This window comes from Micromonospora sp. WMMD882, assembly GCF_027497255.1.
In the GTDB taxonomy this organism is placed as follows: Bacteria; Actinomycetota; Actinomycetes; order Mycobacteriales; family Micromonosporaceae; genus Micromonospora.
Window position 1 is genome coordinate 3,167,255 of record NZ_CP114903.1, and the last position, 17,976, is coordinate 3,185,230.

Consider the following 17,976-nt stretch of genomic DNA (forward strand, 5'->3'; position numbering starts at 1 on the left):
GAATCTGCGGACCCGGCCCGTGAGGACACTTCGCCGGGCCTGGCTCGCCGACGGGCTGACGGACGTGGCAGGCGGCCACCGCCCGGGGCCGATCGCGTGGGCCCCTCCCACCACCGTGCCCGCTGCCAGGTGATCCGTCAAATAGAGCACGATCAGCGGAAAGGGCTAAGCTACCATAGCACCATAAAAGCCGATTAAACCTTATAGCGAACCAGGCTCGCATAAGCTGCAGCCATGGGTGACTTCCGCCGGTTCGGCGCCGAGTGCCTCGGCACGCTGCTGTTGGTCTTCTTCGGCGTGGGCAGCGCGGTCGCCGCCCGCGTCCAGGGCGGCGTGGTGGTCGTCGCGCTGGCCTTCGGTTTCGTCATGCTGGCGCTCGTCTACACCATCGGCCCGCTCTCCGGCAGCCACTGCAACCCGGCGGTGACGCTCGGCGTCCTGCTCTCCGGCAAGATCTCGCCGAAAGGCGCGGTCGGGTACTGGATCGCCCAGTTCGTTGGGGCCACCCTCGCCGCCTTCATCCTGTGGGGCCTGACCCGGTGGGGGGACGTGGCCGACGAGACCGGGGTGCTCGGCAGCAACGGTTACGGCGCGCACATCAACCGGGGCGGGACGATGGTGCTGGAAACCGTCCTCACGTTCCTGTTCGTGCTGGTCGTGCTGGTGGTGACCAGCCGCACCGAACACGCCCTGATGGCCGGGCTGGCGATCGGTCTCGCGCTGGCCACCGTCCACCTGATGGGCCTCACTCTGGACGGCACCTCGGTCAACCCGGCGCGGTCCTTCGGCCCGGCGGTCTTCACCGGCGGCACGGCCCTGCGGCAACTCTGGGTTTTCATCGTCTTCCCGCTGCTCGGCGGGGCGCTGGCCGCGCTGGTGGCCCCACTGATCCTGCGGCAGAACAGCCGCTACCGGGGAGAGCCGGAGGAGAACCCCACCGGCCGTCGACGCCGCCGCTGACCGCCCGACGGAACCGCTGCCCCGAACCCGGCCACCCGAAATCCCGGCACAAATCTTCGGTCACGGTGCTGCGCCGAAAACTACCTTCATGACAGCATCGACGGATGCAACGTCGTCACTGTGTCCGGGCGCTCGCGCTGACCGTTCTCGCCACGGCGGTCGTCACCGCCACCACCAGCGGGGCCCCCACCGCCAACGCCGAGTCCCCCACCTCCGCCGAAACCCGGCTCAGCGCCACCATCGACGCCATCCTCGCCGACCCCCGACTCGACGGCGCGCAGGCCGGCGTGGTGATCGCCGACGCCGCCACCGGCGAACCGGTCTACCAGCGCAACGGCGACCGCCGGCTGATCCCGGCCTCCAACACCAAGCTGCTCACCTCGGCCGCCGCCCTGGAGCTGCTCGGCCCCGGACACCGGTTCACCACCGACGTCCTGCGCGACGGCAACCAGCGCGGCGGCGTCCTCACCGGCGACCTCCACCTGCGCGGCGGCGGCGACCCGACGATGCTCGCCGCCGACTACGACGCGCTCGCCGCCTCGGTCGCCCGAGCCGGCATCCGGGTGGTCAGCGGCAACCTGGTCGCCGACGACACCCGCTACGACGCCACCCGGCTCGGCCCGGACTGGGCCTGGGACGACGAGCCGTACTACTACGCCGCCCAGGTCTCCGCGCTGACCGTCGCGCCGGACACCGACTACGACGCCGGGACGGCGATCGTCACCGCCACCCCCGGCAGCGGCGCCGGCGCCCGGCCGGAGATCAGCGTCACCCCGTCGACCGGGTACCTGCGGATCGACAATCGGGCCACCACCGTGGCCACCGGCGGCACCGACGTCAGCTTCGAGCGGCAACACGGCACCAACACCATCGTGGTCACCGGGCAGATCGCCGCCGACGACGACGGCGTCAGCGACTGGGTGACGGTCTGGGAGCCCACCGGGTACGCCGCCGACGTGTTCCGCTCGGCGCTACGCCGGCACGGCGTACGGGTGCTCGGGCGGACCGTGCTCGGCCAGGCCACCCCCGCCGACGCCACGCGGGTGACCCACCACGACTCGATGCCGCTCGCCGAGCTGATGGTCCCGTTCCTGAAACTGTCGAACAACGGTCACGCCGAGGTGCTCACCAAGGAGATCGGCCGGGTGCTCACCGGCGCCGGCACCTGGTCGGCCGGGCTCGCCGCGATCAGCGAGTACGTCGCCGACGCCGGCATGGACACCGGCACGCTGCGTCAACGCGACGGATCCGGGCTGTCCCGGCGCAACCACGTCCCGCCCGCCGAGTTCGTCGACCTGCTGGTCGCCGTCCGCGCCGAGCCGTGGTTCGCCACCTGGTACGCGGCCCTGCCGGTGGCCGGCAACGCCGAGCGGTTCGTCGGCGGCACCCTGCGCAGCCGGATGGTCGGCACCCCGGCGGCGAACAACGTACGCGCCAAGACCGGCAGCCTGACCGGGGTGTCCGGTCTCTCCGGGTACGTCACCGACGCCGACGGCCGGGTGCTGGCCTTCTCGATCGTGCTGAACAACTACCTGGCCTCGTCGGTGAAGAGCCTGGAGGACCAGATCGCGATCACGTTGGCCTCGTACACCGGCAAGGCCACCGCCCGGACGGCGACCGGCGCCGCCGGCCGGGCCGCCGCCCCACCCGCCGCCCCGGCGCCCCCACAGGCCACCCCGGACGGGATCGAATGCTCCTGGCACAAGCCCGTCACCTGCTGAGACGACCGGAAGGGGCCCGCCCTGCGCGTCGGCGTCGGCAACGGGCCCTTCCTCACACCACGGCGGCGGGATCGCCGCGCTCGACGAGCGCGTCGATGTCGACCGGACGCAGGCCGCGCAGCGCCAGCACCCGCCGGCCCCACCGGTGCAGCCGGCACGGGTGCGGACTGGCGTCGTTACGGCAGACCGGGCCGCCGGCCCGTGGACGTGGCGCGTGCACCACCACGGCCCGGACCGCGAACTGCGCGTCCTCCCCGGTGACGTACGGCGGGAGGGGGATGTCCCGCAGCACGTCCCCGGGCGGCTCCGGGGCGGACCGCCGGGCGGCCGGACGACCGGCGCGGTCGGAACTGACGGTACGGGCGGAACTGACGGTACGGACGGTACGGGCGGGACTGACGGTACGGGCGGGACCGACGGTGCCGGTGCTCATCTGCGTGCCTCCCAGGATCGTCGAATCTTCGATACCGGAAGTTACGACCGAGTCGACCCAGGGTGACGGACAAACTGTCCCGCCGTCACGTCGGTCAACCGAGCGCCGCCGCCTGCAGGTCGACGTTGCCGCACCGGGTGTCGAACGCGTGCTCGACAGTCCAGGTCACCAGCACCTTCGCCCCACGGGGCGCACGGAACCGGATGGTGAACTCGGCGGTGCGGTTGGTGTGCGGGTCCTCCATGCGCATCGTGGTCGTCGGGCCGCCGGTGGAGAGCCGGGCCTCCAACCGGCCCCGGGCCATCCAGAGCCCCGCGTAGAGCCGTACCGTGCGCACCTCGCCGTCACCGGCGACGGCCAGCGCGAACCCGTTGCCGACCCCGCAGGTGTAGACCCCGTTCGGGGTGCCGGCGATCGAGCCCACCGGCGCGCCGTCCCGCCACCGGAACAGCTCCGGGTTGGTGTCGTGGCCGCCCCGCCCACCCGGGCCGCCCCGGTCGACGATCTCGCCGGTGCCGCCGCGTTTGCGGACGACCGAGTCCCGGCCGCGCAGCCCCCAGTGGACCCAGTCGCGCCGCCCCACCGCGCTCAGGTCGACCACCGCCGGCGCCTCCGCCCGGGAGACGGTGAGCAGCGGCGACACCGCCGGCGCCGGAGTCACGGTCACGGTCGGGGAAGGAGTCGGCGGGGCCGGTGGCGGGCTCGGCGAGCGGCGGCGGGGTTGCAGCCCCGGCGAGGGCAGCGCCGCGCCCAGGTCCACGACGGTCGGCAGGGCGGTCGGCGCGTGCGGGCGCGGCCCGCGCGCGGACAGCGGTGGGGCGGTCGGCCCCCCGTCGTCCGCCGGTGGCGTCCGGTGGGCCACCAGCCAGGGCGTCAGCACGACCACACCGGCCACGACGGCCAGCGCCGTCACCGCGAGGCGGCGACGCTGCCGGGCCCGGGCGATCCGCCGCAGGGCCACCCGGGTCCGACCCACGCGTTGGCGCGCCGGACGCCCGGACTCGTCGGAACCGACTCGCACCACGGAACCTCCGCTCCCGTCCGGGCCACGCCGGCTCGGGCCACGGCACGCGCGGGGGTCCACGTCGCCCGGCCCGGATGGCGGAACATGAGGGTACCCGTCCACATCGGCCGCCCGTCACCAACTGGCGACCCGGTCGCGGACCGCCCACCCGGGCTGGGCGGACGCGGGACCAGCGGTCCAGGCAGGAGACGGCACAGCAGGCCCGACGGCGACCGGAACCGGCGGGGCCAGCGGCGGTCAGCGGATCTGGAAGCCGAGCGCCCGGGCCAGCGCCAGCGCCTGCTCCGGGTCGATGACCGCGTCCCGGCGCTCGACCAGCGTCGGATCCAGCGCGCTCAGGTCGCTGCCGCGCAGGTCGCAGCGGACCAGCCGGGCCCCGGCGAACTGGCCGCCGGAGAGGTCCGCGCCGGTCAGGGTCGCGCCGGTCAGGTCGGCCCCGGTCAGGTCCACCTCCCGCAGCCGTACGCCGTCCAGCCGCGCGCCACGCAGGTCGGCCCGGGCCAGCGTGACGAAGGACCAGTCCCCGCCGTCGACCCGCAGCGGACGCAGCTCGCACTCGGTGAAGGCGCTGCCCACCAGCTTGCACCCGGTGAACTCGGCGTCGAAGAACACGCACCGGGTGAACACGCACCTGTCGAAGGCCGAGTCGACGTGCCGGGAGGCGTTGAACCGCACCCCGCCGAAGACGCACTCGGTGAACACCGCGCCCCGGGTGGTCGCCTCGGTCAGGTCGACGTCGTGGAACGAGCAGCGTACGAAGTGCCGGTCGACGATCTCCTCGGCGTACCAGTCGTCGCGGCGGAAGGTGGCGTCCTCGGTGAGCTCGGGCACGTGCCCACCGTAGACAAGCCGACCGACACTTTCCGTAGGGCGTACCGGCTAGTAGGTTCGGATGCGTGAACGTGTCGCGGAACATCGACCCGGACGAGATCGGCTTCGACCCGGCCCGGCTGGCCCGGCTCGACACACACTTCGGCCGGTACGTCGACGCCGGGCAACTCGCCGGCTGGCAGATCGTGGTCACCCGCCGGGGGCAGATCGCCCACTCCAGCACGTACGGGCTGCGCGACGTGGAGGCCGGGGCGCCGGTCCAGCCGGACACCCTGTGGCGGATCTACTCCATGACGAAGCCGGTCACCTCGGTCGCCGCCATGATCCTCTGGGAGGAGGGCCGCTTCGAGCTGACCGACGAGATCAGCCGCTGGCTGCCCGAGTTCGCCGACGTGCGGGTCTACTCGAAGGGTTCGAGCCTCAAGCCGTACACGGTGCCGGCTATCGAGCCGATCCGGGTCTGGCACCTGCTCACCCACACCGCCGGCCTGACGTACGGCTTCATGCAGACCTCGGTGGTCGACGGCCTCTACCGCGCCGCCGGCTACGACAACCACTGGCCGGAGGGGGTCGACCTGGCCACCGCCTCGGCGGCCCTGGCCGAGCTGCCGCTGCTCTTCCAGCCCGGCGCCGCCTGGGGGTACTCGGTCGCCACCGACCTGCTCGGCCGGCTCATCGAGGTGATCTCCGGCCAGCAGCTCGACGACTTCCTCGCCGACCGGATCTTCCGCCCGCTGGGCATGACCGACACGCAGTGGTGGGTCGAGGGGGACGACGCCGAGCGGCTCGGCGCGCTCTACGTGCCCGACCCGCGCACCGGCCGCGTCCTGCGCCACGACCAGTTCGGCGACCTCGCCCGACAGAAGCCGTCCCTGCTCGCCGGGGGCAGCGGCCTGATCTCCAGCGCGTACGACTACCACCGCTTCACCCAGATGCTGCTGCGCGGCGGCGAGCTGGACGGCGTACGCCTGCTCGGGCCGCGCACGGTGCGCTTCATGACCCGTAACCACCTGCCCGGCGGGCAGGATCTGGGCGCGCTCTCCGTCGGCGGTTTCGCCGAGACGGTCTTCGAGGGGATCGGCTTCGGCCTCGGATTCGCCGTCGTCCAGGATCCGGTGCCGTCCCGGTTGCCGAGCAGCGTCGGCGAGTACTACTGGGGTGGGGTGGCCAGCACCGCCTTCTGGGTGGACCCGGTCGAGGAGGTCACCACGATGCTGTTCACGCAGCTCATGCCGTCCAGCGTCTACCCGCTGCGGCCACAGCTCCGGCAGCTCGTCTACTCCGCCCTGGTCGACTGAGCTCAGCCGTCCGGCCGCCCCGGGCGGACTGGGCCGTTCCGCCGCCGGCCGACGGGCCAGCTCCCTAGCCTGGGAGACGAAGCACGTCGGGCGGGCGGGAGGCGGCCATGAGCAACATCGTCGTGTTCGGCGCCGGGGGCACCGCGGGCTCCCGGATCACCGCCGAGGCGGTCCGCCGGGGGCACCGGGTCACCGCCGCGGTACGGCGACCGGAGGCGACGTCGTACCTGCCGGCGGGCGTACGCGTGGTCACCGGCGACGTCACCTCGGCACGCAGCGTACGCGAGCTCGCGCCGGAGGCGGACGCCCTGGTGGTCGCGGTCGGCGGTGGTGGGCGGACGCTCTGGCCGGACGCGGCCCGCACCCTGCTGTCGACGCTGCGTGAGCTGCCCCACCCGCCCCGGGTGATCCACCTCGGTGGCGGCGCGACCCTGCTCGCCCCGGACGGTTCCCGACTCCTCGACGCGCCGGACTTCCCCGAGCGCTACCGTGACCCGGCGCTGGGTCAGGCCGAGGCTCTGGAGCTGTACCGCTCCTCGGCCGACGGGGTGCCCTGGACGTACGTGTCGCCGCCTCCGCTGGAGTTCCACCCCGGCGAGCGCACCGGGCGGTACCGCACCGGCGGCGACCACCCGGTCGCCGACGCGCAGGGCCGTTCCGCGCTGTCGTACGAGGATCTGGCCGTGGCGGTGCTCGACGAGATCGAGCAGCCCCGCCACCTGAACACGCGCTTCACCGCTGCCTACTGAACTCTGACGCGGGTCGGCGGGTCGGCGGGTCGGCGGGTCGGCGGGTCGGCGGGTCGGCGGGTCGGCGGGTCGGCGGGTCGGCGGGTCGGCGGGTCGGCGGGTCGGCGGGTCGGCGGGTCGGCGGGTCGGCGGGTCGGCAAGAGTATCGGGCAGACCTCCTGTCGAGCTGCCCCGTCTGTGCTACCGATGATCCCGCCCACCGCTCCGACCCCCGGAAAACCGCCCGTCCGCCCCGTACGACGCGCCGCCCCGTCCGCCCAGTGCAACGCCGCCCGTCCGCCCAGTGCAACGCCGCCCGTCCGCCCAGTGCAACGCCGCCCGTCCGCCCGGTGCAACGCTGCGGCTGACCGCCCAGTGCAATGCCCCGGTCGATCAGCGCTCCGGCCTTCCGCCGCCCTCCTCCGGCCACCAGGTCCGCCCAGCCGGTGTGCCCCAGATCTGGGGCAGCTCGACAGTCTCTCCGGGGCACTACCGGTCCCCCGAGCGGCGTCGCTACCGGGTCCCGTCCACCCCGGCGACACGACCCAGCGCCCGGGCCGACCCAGCGTCCCGGCCGACACGGCGCCCCGGCCGACACGAGACCGGATGACACCGGACCCGGCCGACACGAGACCCGGCCGACCCGAGAACACGGTCCGGCACGGCGCGGAGTCGACATCACAGGCCGACCCAGAGAAGCGACGTCACTGACGAAAAGGGCCGATTCGCCCCGGCGCCACGTCGGACACCGCGCGCCGCCGAGGCGTATGCGCGGACGGCCGGTCAGTCAGTCGGCCAGACGCGGCGGGAAGCCGCCGGTGGCGATCGGCCCCCAGGCGTCGATGGTGACCCGGATCAACGACTTACCCTGCCGGAGCATCGCCTGCCGGTACTCGTCCCAGTCCGGGTGCTCGCCCGAGATGCAGCGGAAGTACTCCACCAGCGGCTCCAGCGCCGCCGGCAGGTCGAGCACCTCCGCGGTGCCGTCGACCTGCACCCACGGGCCATTCCAGTCGTCGGAGAGCACGCAGGCCGAGACTCGCGCGTCCCGCCGGATGTTGCGCGCCTTGGCGCGTTCCGGGTAGGTGGAGATCACCAGTCGGCCGGCGGTGTCGACGCCGCACGACACCGGCGAGGTCTGCGGCCGGCCGTCGGCCCGCGTGGTGATCAGCACCGCCCGGTGTCGTGGGGTGAGGAAGTCGACCAGGCCCGGCCGGTCGACGCGGGTGTTGGTCGCGATGCTGCGTGCCATCGCTCCTTCCTACCAGCGCCGGGCCCCGCCCGCCGGGCAGGACGCCGCATCAGCGGGCGTCGGAGCGCTCCCCCGCCGCCTGGGCGGGCACCCGTGGCCGGACCGTCGGCCGCCACGCCCGGCCGTTGGCGTAGATCACCCGGAACCCGAGGTACGACGCGAGCGGCGCCCAGTGCGCGGAGCCCATCCGACGTTCGGCGGCGTTGTGCTGCTGACCGTTGGCCAGGACGTCGAGCAGCACCGTCTCGAAGGCGGCCGACTCCACCCAGTCGACGTCCCGGGTGAACCCGCAGACCAGGGCCGCCCCGGTGGCCGCCAGGAACTCGCGCAGCACCGCGTCGGGGGCCCGCAGCACCGAACAACTACCGAAGTAGATCCGCTTGCCGTCGCACCGGCCGGCCATCTTCGCCGCCACGTCGGTCAGCTCGACGGAGTGCCAGTCGGTCAGGTGCAGCCGGCTCGGCGTGCCGTGCATGGCGAAGAACCCCACCCGGTAGTCCGCGTACTGCTTCAGCAGCCAACGGTCGAGGAAGAAGTTCAGCTCGTCCGGGGTGGCCGCGTCCTTGTGGATGAACCGGATCCGGCCGAGTCGCTCCAGCAGCTCCAGCGTCGGCAGCACCGAACCCCGCTCGTGCAGGTCACGATGCCACTGGCCTTCCAGGCAGAAGATCCCGCCGCGTGCCATGCCACCTCCCCGTCGGCCCCGGTCCGTGAGGTTACCGCCGATCGCGCCCCGCCGTCCCGGCGCGCCCCGCCCACAGGCGAGGGCGCGGTCGGTGGACCCGGGGCGGCGACCCGGTCGGCGGAGCAGGGCGGCGGGCGGCGGATCAGCTCGCGCGGGGCCAGCGTGGGGCGACGGCGGGTGCGGTCACCGTCCGGCCGGGCGCGCCGGGTCGCGTGAACGGGAACGGGAACGGCACGTGCACGAACGGGTTGCCGTGCCGCTCCAACGCCTCCACCTGACGCGGGGAGAGACCGTGCGTCTCCAGCACCCGCCGGCCCCAGCGGTGCAGCCGGCACGGGTACGCCGCGCCGTCGTTGCGGCACCGGGGCCCGGACGGCCACTCCTCGGCGGCGTGCACCACCACCGCCCGGACGGCGATCCGGACGTCCTCGGGGGTCACCGAGGTGGGCAGCGGCAGATCGCCCAACACCCGGTCGATCGGATCCGTCGACTCCTCGCCAACTCCCACGGTAGGCCTCCCGTCGCTCGGCGGCGGTACGGCCGACGCGCCGCACCGCTCGCCCACTGGTACGGCCCGGAAGCGGCCACAGTTCAATTTCGGTACGCCGACAACAACTCGTCCGGCGACAGCACCCGTGCCCCGTCGACCGTCCCGCCGCTGCGGGACACGGCGACCGGCACGGTCTGCTCGTCCGCGCCCGGGAGCTGGTGGCGGTGCGCCAGCAGCCGCCCGAGGTCGTGCCCGTCGAACGGCCGGTTCTCCTGCCACTTGACCGACCCGACGAACGTGATCCGCCGGGCGACCGGCTCCCGGTCCGCCCCGACCAGGTCGATCTCCGGGTCGTTGGTCCGGGTCCAGTACCCGCCCACCACCGTTGTCTCCGGTGGGAGGAAGCCGTCGGGCAGGCGGCGCAGCGCCTCCCGGATCACCGGCTCGACCGCCCGCCCCCGCCAGGACGTCCAGTTCGCCCTGATCCGGGCCAGCGTCAGATCGCCCCGCCCACGTTCGATCTCCGCCAGGTACGGCCCCAGGAAGGACAGCCAGAACCGCAGGTACGGATCGACGACGCTGTACCGGGTCTCCCGGGACGGTCGGGTCGACAGCGGCGTCGCCGCCTCGACGACCCGCTTGGCGGTCAACGTGCGCAGCGCCCGGGTCAGCGACGCCTGCGGCAGGTCACCGGCGGCCCGCATGATCAGGGAGAACGTGCGTTCGCCCGAGCCGATCGCCCGGAGCACCGCCCCGGGCTGGGCGGCGGACGGGAACTCGGCGGCCAGCGCACGTTCCCCACTGACCAGCAGCGCGGAGGTCGGATCGGTCACCGCTTCGGCGAGGTAGTCGAACAGGCTCGCGCCGGCCGGCCACTCGTCCAGGATCAGCGGCAGCCCACCGGTCACCAGGTGGGCGTCGAACGCCTCGGCGGCCGGCAGGTCCAGCAGGTCCCGGGCGTCGGTCGGGCTCAACGGCGGCACGACCAGCTCGGTGGCGCGTTGGTGGAACGGCCGCCCGTAGTCGTTGAGCGCCTCCATCATCGCCAGGTCCGAGCCCACGCAGATCAGCAGCACCGGTCGCCGGGACAGCTCCCGGTCGAAGACCTTCTGCAGGGTGCCCTCGAAGCCGGGATCGGTGGCGATCAGGTACGGCATCTCGTCCAGCACGACCACGCTCGGGCGATCGATGGGGAGCGCGGTGGCGAGCAGGGTCAACGCGGCGTCCCAGGTGCGCGGCTGCTGCGCGGTGAGCAGCGCCGCGCCGGGCAGCGTCGAGGCCGCCGCCGCCTCGACGAAAAGGGCGAGGTCGGCGGCCACGGCGGGTTGGGCGGAGGCGGTGAAGAAGAGGTACGGCACGCCGGCCCGTTCGACGAACTCCTCGACCAGCCGGGACTTGCCCACCCGACGCCGACCCCGCATCAACAGGGCCCGCCCCGGCCGCCCCGCCCGGCCACCGCGGGCCACCCGCCCCAACAGCCCGTCCAGCAGCCCCAGTTCCCGGCTACGCCCCACGAAGCCGTCCATGACACACTCACCGCCGATACCCTCATAAATGAAACACTCACCGATGAGTGTACCGAACTTGAGCCTCTACCGTCCGCCAACACGGGGTCGCGGGGTGTGACCGCGCTTCGCTACCCTGACCCGGCTGTTGCGGATCGAGGAGGCGACTCGTGTTCGGGCGGGATCTGGACGACGCCGAGGCGTGGGTGGCCGACTGGTCGGCGGCGGTCTCGGCGCGGGCCGAGCAGGCCCGGCAGCTCGCCGCCCGGGTCGCTGACCTGACCGGCGCGGCCACCGGCGGACACGGCCTCATCGAGGTACGCGTCGACAGCACCGGCGCGCTGATCGCCCTGCGCCTGGACGACCGGGTCACCGGCTGGCCCGCCGCCCGGATCGAGCACGAGATCATGGCGACCCTGCGCCGGGCCCAGGCCACGCTCACCGGCCGGGTCACCGAGATCGTCGCGTCGACCGTCGGCGTCGACACCGAGACCGGCCGCGCCGTGCTCACCGGCTACGAGCGGCGCTTTCCTGCCGTACCCGGTGACGGCGACGGGGAGCGGCGACGGTGAGCGACGCTGCCGGCCTGACCGTGCCGCCCGAGGCGTTGACCCGGCACGCCCGCGACCTGGACGCCATCGCGGCCGGCGTGGGGCGGGCCGTCGCGGCCGCCGGCCAGGTCCGGCTGGGCGGCGAGGCGTACGGGCGACTGTGCGCCGGCTTCCCGACGCTCCTCGCGCCGCTGCACACCCGCGCAGAGGAGGCGCTACGCCAGGCGCGCGACGCGCTGGACGACTCCGCCCGATCGGTACGCGCGGCAGACGACCGGTACACGCAGACCGACTCCCACGCGGCCGACCGCTTCGGGTCACCCCGGTGACCGCCTGCCTCAGCCTGACCGGGCTCCACCGTTGACCGTCCCGGAGTCGCTTGTCGCCGCGCGGGTCGACAGCACCACCGCGTGGTCCGGCATCGGCCTCGCCGAGGACGTGGACGCGCTGGTCGCGGCGTTCCGCTCCGGCTCCTGGATCGACGGAACGATCGGCGGGTTCGCCGCCGGCATGGACGCCCTCGCCACCGTGGTCGACCCGCTCGGGCAGCTCGTCTCGTGGGGTGTCGCCTGGCTGGTCGAGCACGTCAAGCCGCTCTCCGACGCGCTGGACCAGCTCGCCGGGGACCCGGACCAGATCACCGCGTACGCCGCCACCTGGACCAACGTCGCCAGCGCGCTGCGCGTCTCGGCCGAGGACCTGACCACGGCGGTCCGCGCCGACCTCGCCGGCTGGCGCTCGGCGGCGGCCGACGCGTACCGGGAACAGGCCGGACGGCAACAGCGGACCCTGACCACCCTCGGCAACGGCGCGGAGGCGCTGGCCACCGTCACCACCGGCACCGGCCTGGTGGTGGCCCTGGTCCGCGAACTCGTAAGAGACCTGATCGCCGATTTCGTCTCGGTGCTGGCCGTACGCCTCTGGGAGTGGCTGGCCATCGCCGGCGGCACCCTGGGCGCGGGCATCCCCTGGGTGGTCGCCCAGGTGTCGTCCCTGGCCGCCCGCTGGGCCGCGAAGATCGCCCGCCTGCTCACCGCCCTGATCACCAGCCTCCGCCGCCTCGCCCCCCTGCTCACCCGCCTCGACGACCTCCTCCACACCCTGCACACCCGCCCACCCCACCCCACCCCCGCCGATCGACCGGGTCCGGTCCCTGAGCCAGCAAGCCAGGAACCTCGGGACGGACCGACCGGGTCGGACATCACCCCGACCCCGGACTTCTCCGCCCCAACCATCGACAGTCGGAAGATCACCCAGTATGCAATGAACCCCGACCACCCGGTGGGAAGGAACAAGTACCGCGTGATCAACGCAGCGACCGGGCTCGGTCCGCAGGACGCCGCGCTCATCGAAGAGCAGATCGCCAGCGGCGTACGGCACGGTGATCCGATCCCGGGAAGGGCCGACGAGTACGGTCGTCGGTGGAGTGTCGACGTCGAGTTGGCCGGACCCACCGGAAACATCACGGTACGGACGGCGTGGATCACCGACGCCGATGGCGTCAACCCTCGTCTGACGACGATTTCGTTCCCGCCGAGGAAGGACTGAGCGTTGAAACTCTTCGATGTCGTCGTCCTGCTGGAGTCCCTGTCGGAGGCGGACGTTCCAGCAGGCAGCACGGGAACCGTGGTCGAGATCTTCGAGGAGCCACGGCCGGCGTACGAGGTCGAGTTCGTAGACGGGGACGGGGAGACGCTGGCCGTGGCGACGGTGCGACCGGAGCAGGTCCAGCGAAGGCCGTGACCACCACGGACGCGGTCTGATCACCCTCGGGCTTCGAGAGGGATTCTGTGCGCCCGCTGGTGGGGTGGAAGGGGTTGGTTCAGCCGGACGAGGCTGGCTGGCTGGACGAAGATGACGCGTCGGGTGACGGCGTCGAACCTCTCGTCCAAGCGGTCGGCGTCACTCACCGTCGGGTCGGCCCGAAATGGCCATGGTGAGACTCTCCCGTGACCGGGTACGTGCCGACCTATCGCGTAATCCTCAACAACATCCGCAAGAGCATCGCGAGCGGCAGCCTGAAGCCTGGCGACAGGCTACCCACTCTCCCCGAGCTGGCAGAGAAGTACGAATGCTCCATCGGGACGGCACGACGAGCCGTCGAAATCCTGCTCGAAACGGAAGAGATCCACGGCCGACAGGGAGTAGGAACTTTCGTCGGTCCACGCCCGGAACGCCATTCGTAAGGGCCAAGCCGACGTAGCTCAGCTCGGCCGGCACAGCTGATGTCGTTGATCGGACTCGACCGGGCAACGCGGGGGATCTCCGGGAGCGTGTCCCATATCTGGGGCAGCTCGACAGGCAACGAACACCCATCCCTCGCCCTCGTCCGACGCGCCGGACGAGCTGGTCCGAGCGCTCAGCACCGGCAGACCTCACGCCGGTGCCCCGGAACGCCACCGACAGTCCACCCCGAGCACCGCCGGCAAGGACTTACAACTCCAGGTCGGCGCGGAGGTCGGCCAGGGAGATCGGTTCGTCACCCGCCTCGATCCGGGCCAGGGCGTCCCGGGCAGCGGCCACGTCCTCGGCGTCCTCCGCGCGCTCGATCGCCTCTGCCACCATCGCCGGCCCGACGTCCGCCATCCGCTGTCCCTTCCGTGCCACAGATGATCGTGCGACCGTAGCCGGCGGTGGCCGGACGGAAACTCAGACGAGTTCGGCGTCGTGGACGAGCAGGGCGACCTGGACGCGGTTGTTCAGCTCCAGCTTGGTCAGCAGTCGCGACACGTACGCCTTGACGGTGGCCACGCTCATGAACAGCTCGGCGGAGATCTCCGCGTTGGTCCGTCCCTGGCCCAGCGCGACGGCTACATCGCGTTCCCGTTGGCTGAGCCCGGCGAGCAGGCGCAGCGCCCGCTCCCGGCGCGGGTCGGGGCGGGCCTCGGCCGGGGTGGACGTGGTGACGTGCGCGATCAGCCGGCGGGTGACCGTCGGTGAGAGGGTGGCCTCACCGGCGGCGACCCGGCGGACCGCCTGCACGATCTCGGCGGGCGGGGTGTCCTTGAGCAGGAAGCCGCCCGCCCCGGCACGCAGCGCCCGGAGCACCTGGTCGTCGGCGTCGAAGGTGGTGAGCACCAGCACCTCCGGCGGGTCGGGGCGGGCCCGCAGGGTCTCGGTGGCGGCCAGCCCGTCCACCCGGGGCATCCGGATGTCCATCAGCACCACGTTCGGCGCGTACGCCTCGACGGCGGCGGGCACCTCGCTGCCGTCGCCGGCCTCGCCGACCACGCGCAGGTCCGGCGCGCCGCCGAGGATCATCGACAGGCCGGCCCGGACCAGCGGGTCGTCGTCCACCACGAGCACCCGCACCGGCGGCGGCGCGGCAGGACCAGGCTCGGACGCGGCGGCCCCGGCAGCCGGCCCAGGCACGCCGTCCCCGGCAGGCAGCCCGGTCACGCCGGCCACGGCAGCCAGGCGGCGAGCCGGAAGTCGCCGGCGGCGTCCCGGCCGTGGGTGAGGCGCCCGCCGGCCAGGTGGACCCGCTCGGCGATGCCGACCAGGCCGGTGCCGGCGCCCGGGATGTCCGGCGCGACGCTCTCCCCCACCGGGCGGCGGTTGCGGATCTCGACGGTCAGGCCGTCGCCGGAGCCGCCGGCCAGGTCGACGGTGACCCCCGCCCCGGGGGCGTGCTTGCGGGCGTTGGTCAGGCCTTCCTGCACGATCCGGTACGCGCTGCGGCCGACCGCCGCCGGCACCGCCTCAGCCGCGCCGACCCGGTTCCGCAGGTCGACCCGGACGCCGGCGGCCCGGGACTCCTCGACCAGCGCCGGCACGTCGGCCAGGGTGGGCTGCGGGCGTTCCGGCGCGGCCGGCGCCCCGTCCTCGGCGGTGTCGGCGCGCAACACCCCGATCACCTCGCGGAGGTCCTGGAGCGCGGCGTGCGCGCTGCCACGGATCACCCCGGCGGCGCGGGCGACCTCGTGCGGGGACGCGTCGGGGCGGAACTCCAGCGCTCCGGCGTGCAGGCTGAGCAGGGAGATCCGGTGGGCGAGCACGTCGTGCATCTCCCGGGCGATCCTGGTGCGCTCGGTCTGCCGGGCCTGGGCGACGCGGAGCTGCTGCTCGGCCTCGGCCCGGTCGGCCCGCTCGCGCAGCGAGACGATCAACTGCCGGCGGGCCCGGACGAACATCCCCCAGGCCAGCACGGCCACGGTGATCACCACACCCCAGGCGGCGGTCTGCCAGTACGACAGGTTCGGGTCGGGCCGCAGGTAGCTGAAGACCTGGTTGGCGGCGAGGCCGCCAGCGGTGATCGCCAGCGCCACGGCGGTCCGCCGGTGCACCACCACCGTGAAGTAGATGATCACCACCGGCACCGCGGTGGCCATCGAGAAGGCGCTCAGCGGCAGGGTGGCCGCCGCCAGCGCCACCGGCCAGCGCCGGCGTAGCCAGAGCAGGGCGGCGACGAGCAGGCCGAGCGCCGCGTCCACCGGGATCATCCACCGGTACGGCAGCGCGGTGGCGAACTCCGGCTCGGGGGAGGCGGCATCCAGCGTGGCCAGCAGCACCCAGCCGAGGGCGATCACGAAGCACAGGACGTCGACCAGCCAGTCCCGGGTGGTGCGGCGGGGATGCCGCCGGGCCGGGTCCGTGGGCCGGGCCAGCCCGCCGGGCAGCAGCCAGGGGTGTTCGGGTACGGCGACGGCGCTGCTCATCCCGCCATGTTACGGAGCGTCATGGGGGTGCCGGTACCGACCAAAGTCGAGATCACCACGTCGACCAAGGTCGGTGCGGGTCGACACTCTCAGCCGCAGCGGATGGCCGGGTGGCCCGGGCAGCCTCGACGGCATGATCACGGTCGAGAACCTCACCAAACGGTACGGCGGGCACACCGCCGTCGAGGACGTGTCGTTCACCTGCCAACCGGGCACGGTGACCGGCTTCCTCGGGCCGAACGGCGCCGGCAAGTCCACCACCATGCGGATGATCTGCGGTCTCACGCCCCCGACGTCCGGCAGCGCCACGGTCGACGGGGTGCCCTACCGGCGGCTGCCCAACCCGGGACGGCGGATCGGGGTGCTGTTGGACGCGTCGGCGCAGCATGCCGGCCGTACCGGACGGGAGACCCTGACCCTCGCGGCCCGGACGATGGGCGTCGACCCGGCCCGGGTGCCGGCCACGCTCGACATGGTCGGGCTGAACGCGGTGGCGGCGAAACGCCGCGTCGGGGCGTACTCGTTGGGGATGCGGCAGCGGCTCGGCCTGGCGCACGCGCTGCTGGGTGACCCACGCATCCTGATCCTCGACGAGCCGGCCAACGGCCTGGACCCGGAGGGGATCTTCTGGATGCGCGGCCTGCTGCGCGACTTCGCCGACCGGGGCGGCACGGTGCTGCTCTCGTCCCACCTGCTGCGGGAGGTGGAGGCGGTGGCCGACCGGCTGGTGGTGATCGGCGGCGGCCGGGTGGTCGCCCAGGGTGACCGGGACGAGCTGCTCGCCGGGGCCGGCACGCTGGTCCGGGCCCGTGATCCGCAGGCGCTGCGCGCCGCCCTGACCACGGCCGGTCTCGACGCCACCAGCAGCACCGACGGGGGGTTGCTGGTGGCGGCCGAGGCCGGCGCGGTCGGGCAGGCCGCCGCCGACGCTCGCGTCGCGCTCGTCGAGTTGCGGCCGGCCGGCAGCGGCGGCCTGGAGCAACTCTTCCTCACCCTCACCGCCGACCAGTCGACCCGAGAGGCCGTCCGATGAGCACGATGACCGCCGAGAAGCCCGGTACGCGTCCCGCCGCCCCGGCCGGGTCCCGCCCGTCGCTGTTCCGGTTGACCGGGGTGGAGCTGCGCAAACTCGTCGACACCCGGGCCGGCCGGTGGTTGCTGGCGGTGATCGTGGCGGCCGCCGCCGCGATCGTGGTCGTGCAGCTCTTCGTGCTGCCCGACGAGGAGCAGACCTTCCGGGTCTTCTTCGAGCCGACCCTGCTGCCGGTGGGTCTGCTGCTGCCGGTGCTGGGCATCCTCTCCGCCACCGGGGAGTGGTCGCAGCGGACCGCGTTGACGACGTTCGCGCTGGTGCCGGCGCGACACCGGGTGGTGCTGGCGAAGCTGGCGGCGGTGGTGCTGGCGGCGCTCGCCTCGGTGGTCGCCAGCGTCGTGGTGGCGGCGGCGGGCACCGTGGTCGCCGGGCTGACCGGCGGGGCCGGCACCTGGTCGGTGCCCGGCATGCTGCTGGCGCACGCCGTGGTGTTGCAGGTGGCGAACGTGCTGATCGGCATCGGCTTCGGGTTGCTGCTGCTTAACACGCCGCTGGCGATCGTGCTGTACTTCGCGCTGCCCACCGTCTGGTCGGTGCTCGGCGAGATGATCCGGGCGCTGCGGGAGCCGGCGCAGTGGCTGGACACGGCGGTGACGATGCTGCCGTTCACCACGCCGGACGCGACCGCCGGCCAGTGGGCCCGGCTCGGGGTGTCGCTGCTGGTGTGGCTGGTCGTGCCGTTGGCCGCCGGGCTGGTCCGGACGCTGCGGCGCGAGGTGTCGTGACCGGCCGTGACCCGGCCCGGCC

The 17,976-nt window shown here is 73.5% G+C and carries 21 protein-coding genes; 11 read left to right on the forward strand and 10 right to left on the reverse strand.

The annotated features are described in order from the left end of the window. Positions 1–234: 234 nt before the first annotated feature. Both O7606_RS13035 and dacB read left to right on the forward strand, forming a co-directional pair. Entirely contained in the window at positions 235–960 is a 726-nt protein-coding gene (locus tag O7606_RS13035) for an aquaporin (RefSeq protein WP_281599386.1), read from the forward strand. A 104-nt stretch (positions 961–1,064) separates the two neighbouring features. Beyond that, on the forward strand, positions 1,065–2,681 hold the full coding sequence (gene dacB / locus O7606_RS13040) for a D-alanyl-D-alanine carboxypeptidase/D-alanyl-D-alanine-endopeptidase (RefSeq protein ID WP_281599387.1): 1,617 nt from the start codon (positions 1,065–1,067) through the stop codon (positions 2,679–2,681). A gap of 52 nt (positions 2,682–2,733) precedes the next feature. On the opposite strand, the gene O7606_RS13045 is transcribed toward dacB, so the two are convergent. The 3 genes from O7606_RS13045 to O7606_RS13055 form a co-directional block, all read right to left on the reverse strand. Further along, the gene (locus O7606_RS13045; RefSeq protein WP_281599388.1) at positions 2,734–3,114 is read right to left on the reverse strand and encodes a hypothetical protein; all 381 of its coding nucleotides are present in this window, start codon (positions 3,112–3,114) and stop codon (positions 2,734–2,736) included. 94 nt (positions 3,115–3,208) lie between these two features. Then, the gene (locus O7606_RS13050) at positions 3,209–4,135 is read right to left on the reverse strand and encodes a hypothetical protein (RefSeq protein WP_281599389.1); all 927 of its coding nucleotides are present in this window, start codon (positions 4,133–4,135) and stop codon (positions 3,209–3,211) included. A 240-nt stretch (positions 4,136–4,375) separates the two neighbouring features. Then, on the reverse strand, positions 4,376–4,969 hold the full coding sequence (locus O7606_RS13055; RefSeq protein WP_281599391.1) for a pentapeptide repeat-containing protein: 594 nt from the start codon (positions 4,967–4,969) through the stop codon (positions 4,376–4,378). A gap of 65 nt (positions 4,970–5,034) precedes the next feature. Here O7606_RS13055 and O7606_RS13060 point away from each other — a divergent pair, with 65 nt between their 5' ends. Then, positions 5,035–6,267 carry a serine hydrolase domain-containing protein gene (locus O7606_RS13060; protein WP_281599393.1) on the forward strand — a complete coding sequence of 411 codons (1,233 nt, stop codon included), beginning with the start codon at positions 5,035–5,037 and terminating at the stop codon, positions 6,265–6,267. Positions 6,268–6,374: 107 nt separating this feature from the next. Next, positions 6,375–7,016 (forward strand): NAD(P)H-binding protein, encoded by a 642-nt coding sequence (locus tag O7606_RS13065; RefSeq protein WP_281599394.1) that lies wholly within the window; start codon positions 6,375–6,377, stop codon positions 7,014–7,016. Between the two features lie 766 nt (positions 7,017–7,782). Here the strand turns inward: O7606_RS13065 and O7606_RS13070 are convergent. The 4 genes from O7606_RS13070 to O7606_RS13085 form a co-directional block, all read right to left on the reverse strand. Next, positions 7,783–8,247, reverse strand: coding sequence for a PPOX class F420-dependent oxidoreductase (locus O7606_RS13070; RefSeq protein ID WP_281599395.1), 465 nt, complete (start codon positions 8,245–8,247; stop codon positions 7,783–7,785). A 49-nt stretch (positions 8,248–8,296) separates the two neighbouring features. After that, on the reverse strand, positions 8,297–8,932 hold the full coding sequence (locus tag O7606_RS13075) for a hypothetical protein (protein WP_281599396.1): 636 nt from the start codon (positions 8,930–8,932) through the stop codon (positions 8,297–8,299). Positions 8,933–9,074: 142 nt separating this feature from the next. Continuing rightward, a complete protein-coding gene (locus O7606_RS13080) occupies positions 9,075–9,440 on the reverse strand; it encodes a hypothetical protein (protein ID WP_281599397.1) in 366 nt (121 codons plus the stop codon). A gap of 83 nt (positions 9,441–9,523) precedes the next feature. Continuing rightward, positions 9,524–10,948 (reverse strand): DUF234 domain-containing protein, encoded by a 1,425-nt coding sequence (locus O7606_RS13085; RefSeq protein ID WP_281599398.1) that lies wholly within the window; start codon positions 10,946–10,948, stop codon positions 9,524–9,526. A 149-nt stretch (positions 10,949–11,097) separates the two neighbouring features. Between O7606_RS13085 and O7606_RS13090 the strand changes: the two genes are divergently transcribed. The 5 genes from O7606_RS13090 to O7606_RS13110 all read left to right on the forward strand — a co-directional run bounded on the left by O7606_RS13090 (position 11,098) and on the right by O7606_RS13110 (position 13,664). Beyond that, positions 11,098–11,499 (forward strand): YbaB/EbfC family nucleoid-associated protein, encoded by a 402-nt coding sequence (locus O7606_RS13090; protein WP_281599399.1) that lies wholly within the window; start codon positions 11,098–11,100, stop codon positions 11,497–11,499. Continuing rightward, positions 11,496–11,807: a type VII secretion target gene (locus O7606_RS13095; RefSeq protein ID WP_281599400.1), complete on the forward strand. Its 312-nt coding sequence runs from the start codon at positions 11,496–11,498 to the stop codon at positions 11,805–11,807. The genes O7606_RS13090 and O7606_RS13095 overlap by 4 nt, the downstream gene beginning before the upstream one ends. 31 nt (positions 11,808–11,838) lie before the next feature. Further along, entirely contained in the window at positions 11,839–13,026 is a 1,188-nt protein-coding gene (locus tag O7606_RS13100; RefSeq protein WP_281599401.1) for a DUF6883 domain-containing protein, read from the forward strand. A gap of 3 nt (positions 13,027–13,029) precedes the next feature. Continuing rightward, the gene (locus O7606_RS13105; RefSeq protein WP_281599402.1) at positions 13,030–13,221 is read left to right on the forward strand and encodes a DUF4926 domain-containing protein; all 192 of its coding nucleotides are present in this window, start codon (positions 13,030–13,032) and stop codon (positions 13,219–13,221) included. A gap of 206 nt (positions 13,222–13,427) precedes the next feature. Then, complete coding sequence (locus O7606_RS13110; protein ID WP_281599404.1) at positions 13,428–13,664, forward strand: winged helix-turn-helix domain-containing protein; 237 nt, start codon at positions 13,428–13,430, stop codon at positions 13,662–13,664. A gap of 247 nt (positions 13,665–13,911) precedes the next feature. Here the strand turns inward: O7606_RS13110 and O7606_RS13115 are convergent, their stop codons facing one another. Genes O7606_RS13115 through O7606_RS13125 form a run of 3 tightly spaced genes read right to left on the reverse strand, consistent with a single transcriptional unit; the run spans position 13,912 to position 16,136 of the window. Beyond that, positions 13,912–14,085 carry a hypothetical protein gene (locus tag O7606_RS13115; RefSeq protein ID WP_281599405.1) on the reverse strand — a complete coding sequence of 58 codons (174 nt, stop codon included), beginning with the start codon at positions 14,083–14,085 and terminating at the stop codon, positions 13,912–13,914. Between the two features lie 42 nt (positions 14,086–14,127). After that, the gene (locus O7606_RS13120; protein WP_281599649.1) at positions 14,128–14,895 is read right to left on the reverse strand and encodes a response regulator transcription factor; all 768 of its coding nucleotides are present in this window, start codon (positions 14,893–14,895) and stop codon (positions 14,128–14,130) included. Then, positions 14,874–16,136 (reverse strand): histidine kinase, encoded by a 1,263-nt coding sequence (locus O7606_RS13125; protein ID WP_281599406.1) that lies wholly within the window; start codon positions 16,134–16,136, stop codon positions 14,874–14,876. Before O7606_RS13125 ends, O7606_RS13120 begins: the two co-directional genes overlap by 22 nt. Before the next feature lie 133 nt (positions 16,137–16,269). Here O7606_RS13125 and O7606_RS13130 point away from each other — a divergent pair, with 133 nt between their 5' ends. After that, complete coding sequence (locus tag O7606_RS13130; RefSeq protein WP_281599408.1) at positions 16,270–17,169, forward strand: ABC transporter ATP-binding protein; 900 nt, start codon at positions 16,270–16,272, stop codon at positions 17,167–17,169. Between the two features lie 5 nt (positions 17,170–17,174). After that, positions 17,175–17,954 carry an ABC transporter permease gene (locus O7606_RS13135; RefSeq protein ID WP_281594306.1) on the forward strand — a complete coding sequence of 260 codons (780 nt, stop codon included), beginning with the start codon at positions 17,175–17,177 and terminating at the stop codon, positions 17,952–17,954. Positions 17,955–17,976 lie beyond the last annotated feature (22 nt).

Bases quoted from the DNA above. Each gene is read 5' to 3' on its own strand.
- O7606_RS13035 (WP_281599386.1), top strand. From the start codon at position 235: ATGGGTGACTTCCGCCGGTTCGGCGCCGAGTGCCTCGGCACGCTGCTG.
- dacB (WP_281599387.1), top strand. From the start codon at position 1,065: ATGCAACGTCGTCACTGTGTCCGGGCGCTCGCGCTGACCGTTCTCGCC.
- O7606_RS13045 (WP_281599388.1), bottom strand. From the start codon at position 3,114: ATGAGCACCGGCACCGTCGGTCCCGCCCGTACCGTCAGTCCCGCCCGT.
- O7606_RS13065 (WP_281599394.1), top strand. From the start codon at position 6,375: ATGAGCAACATCGTCGTGTTCGGCGCCGGGGGCACCGCGGGCTCCCGG.
- O7606_RS13070 (WP_281599395.1), bottom strand. From the start codon at position 8,247: ATGGCACGCAGCATCGCGACCAACACCCGCGTCGACCGGCCGGGCCTG.
- O7606_RS13075 (WP_281599396.1), bottom strand. From the start codon at position 8,932: ATGGCACGCGGCGGGATCTTCTGCCTGGAAGGCCAGTGGCATCGTGAC.
- O7606_RS13085 (WP_281599398.1), bottom strand. From the start codon at position 10,948: ATGGACGGCTTCGTGGGGCGTAGCCGGGAACTGGGGCTGCTGGACGGG.
- O7606_RS13125 (WP_281599406.1), bottom strand. From the start codon at position 16,136: ATGAGCAGCGCCGTCGCCGTACCCGAACACCCCTGGCTGCTGCCCGGC.
- O7606_RS13130 (WP_281599408.1), top strand. From the start codon at position 16,270: ATGATCACGGTCGAGAACCTCACCAAACGGTACGGCGGGCACACCGCC.
- O7606_RS13135 (WP_281594306.1), top strand. From the start codon at position 17,175: ATGACCGCCGAGAAGCCCGGTACGCGTCCCGCCGCCCCGGCCGGGTCC.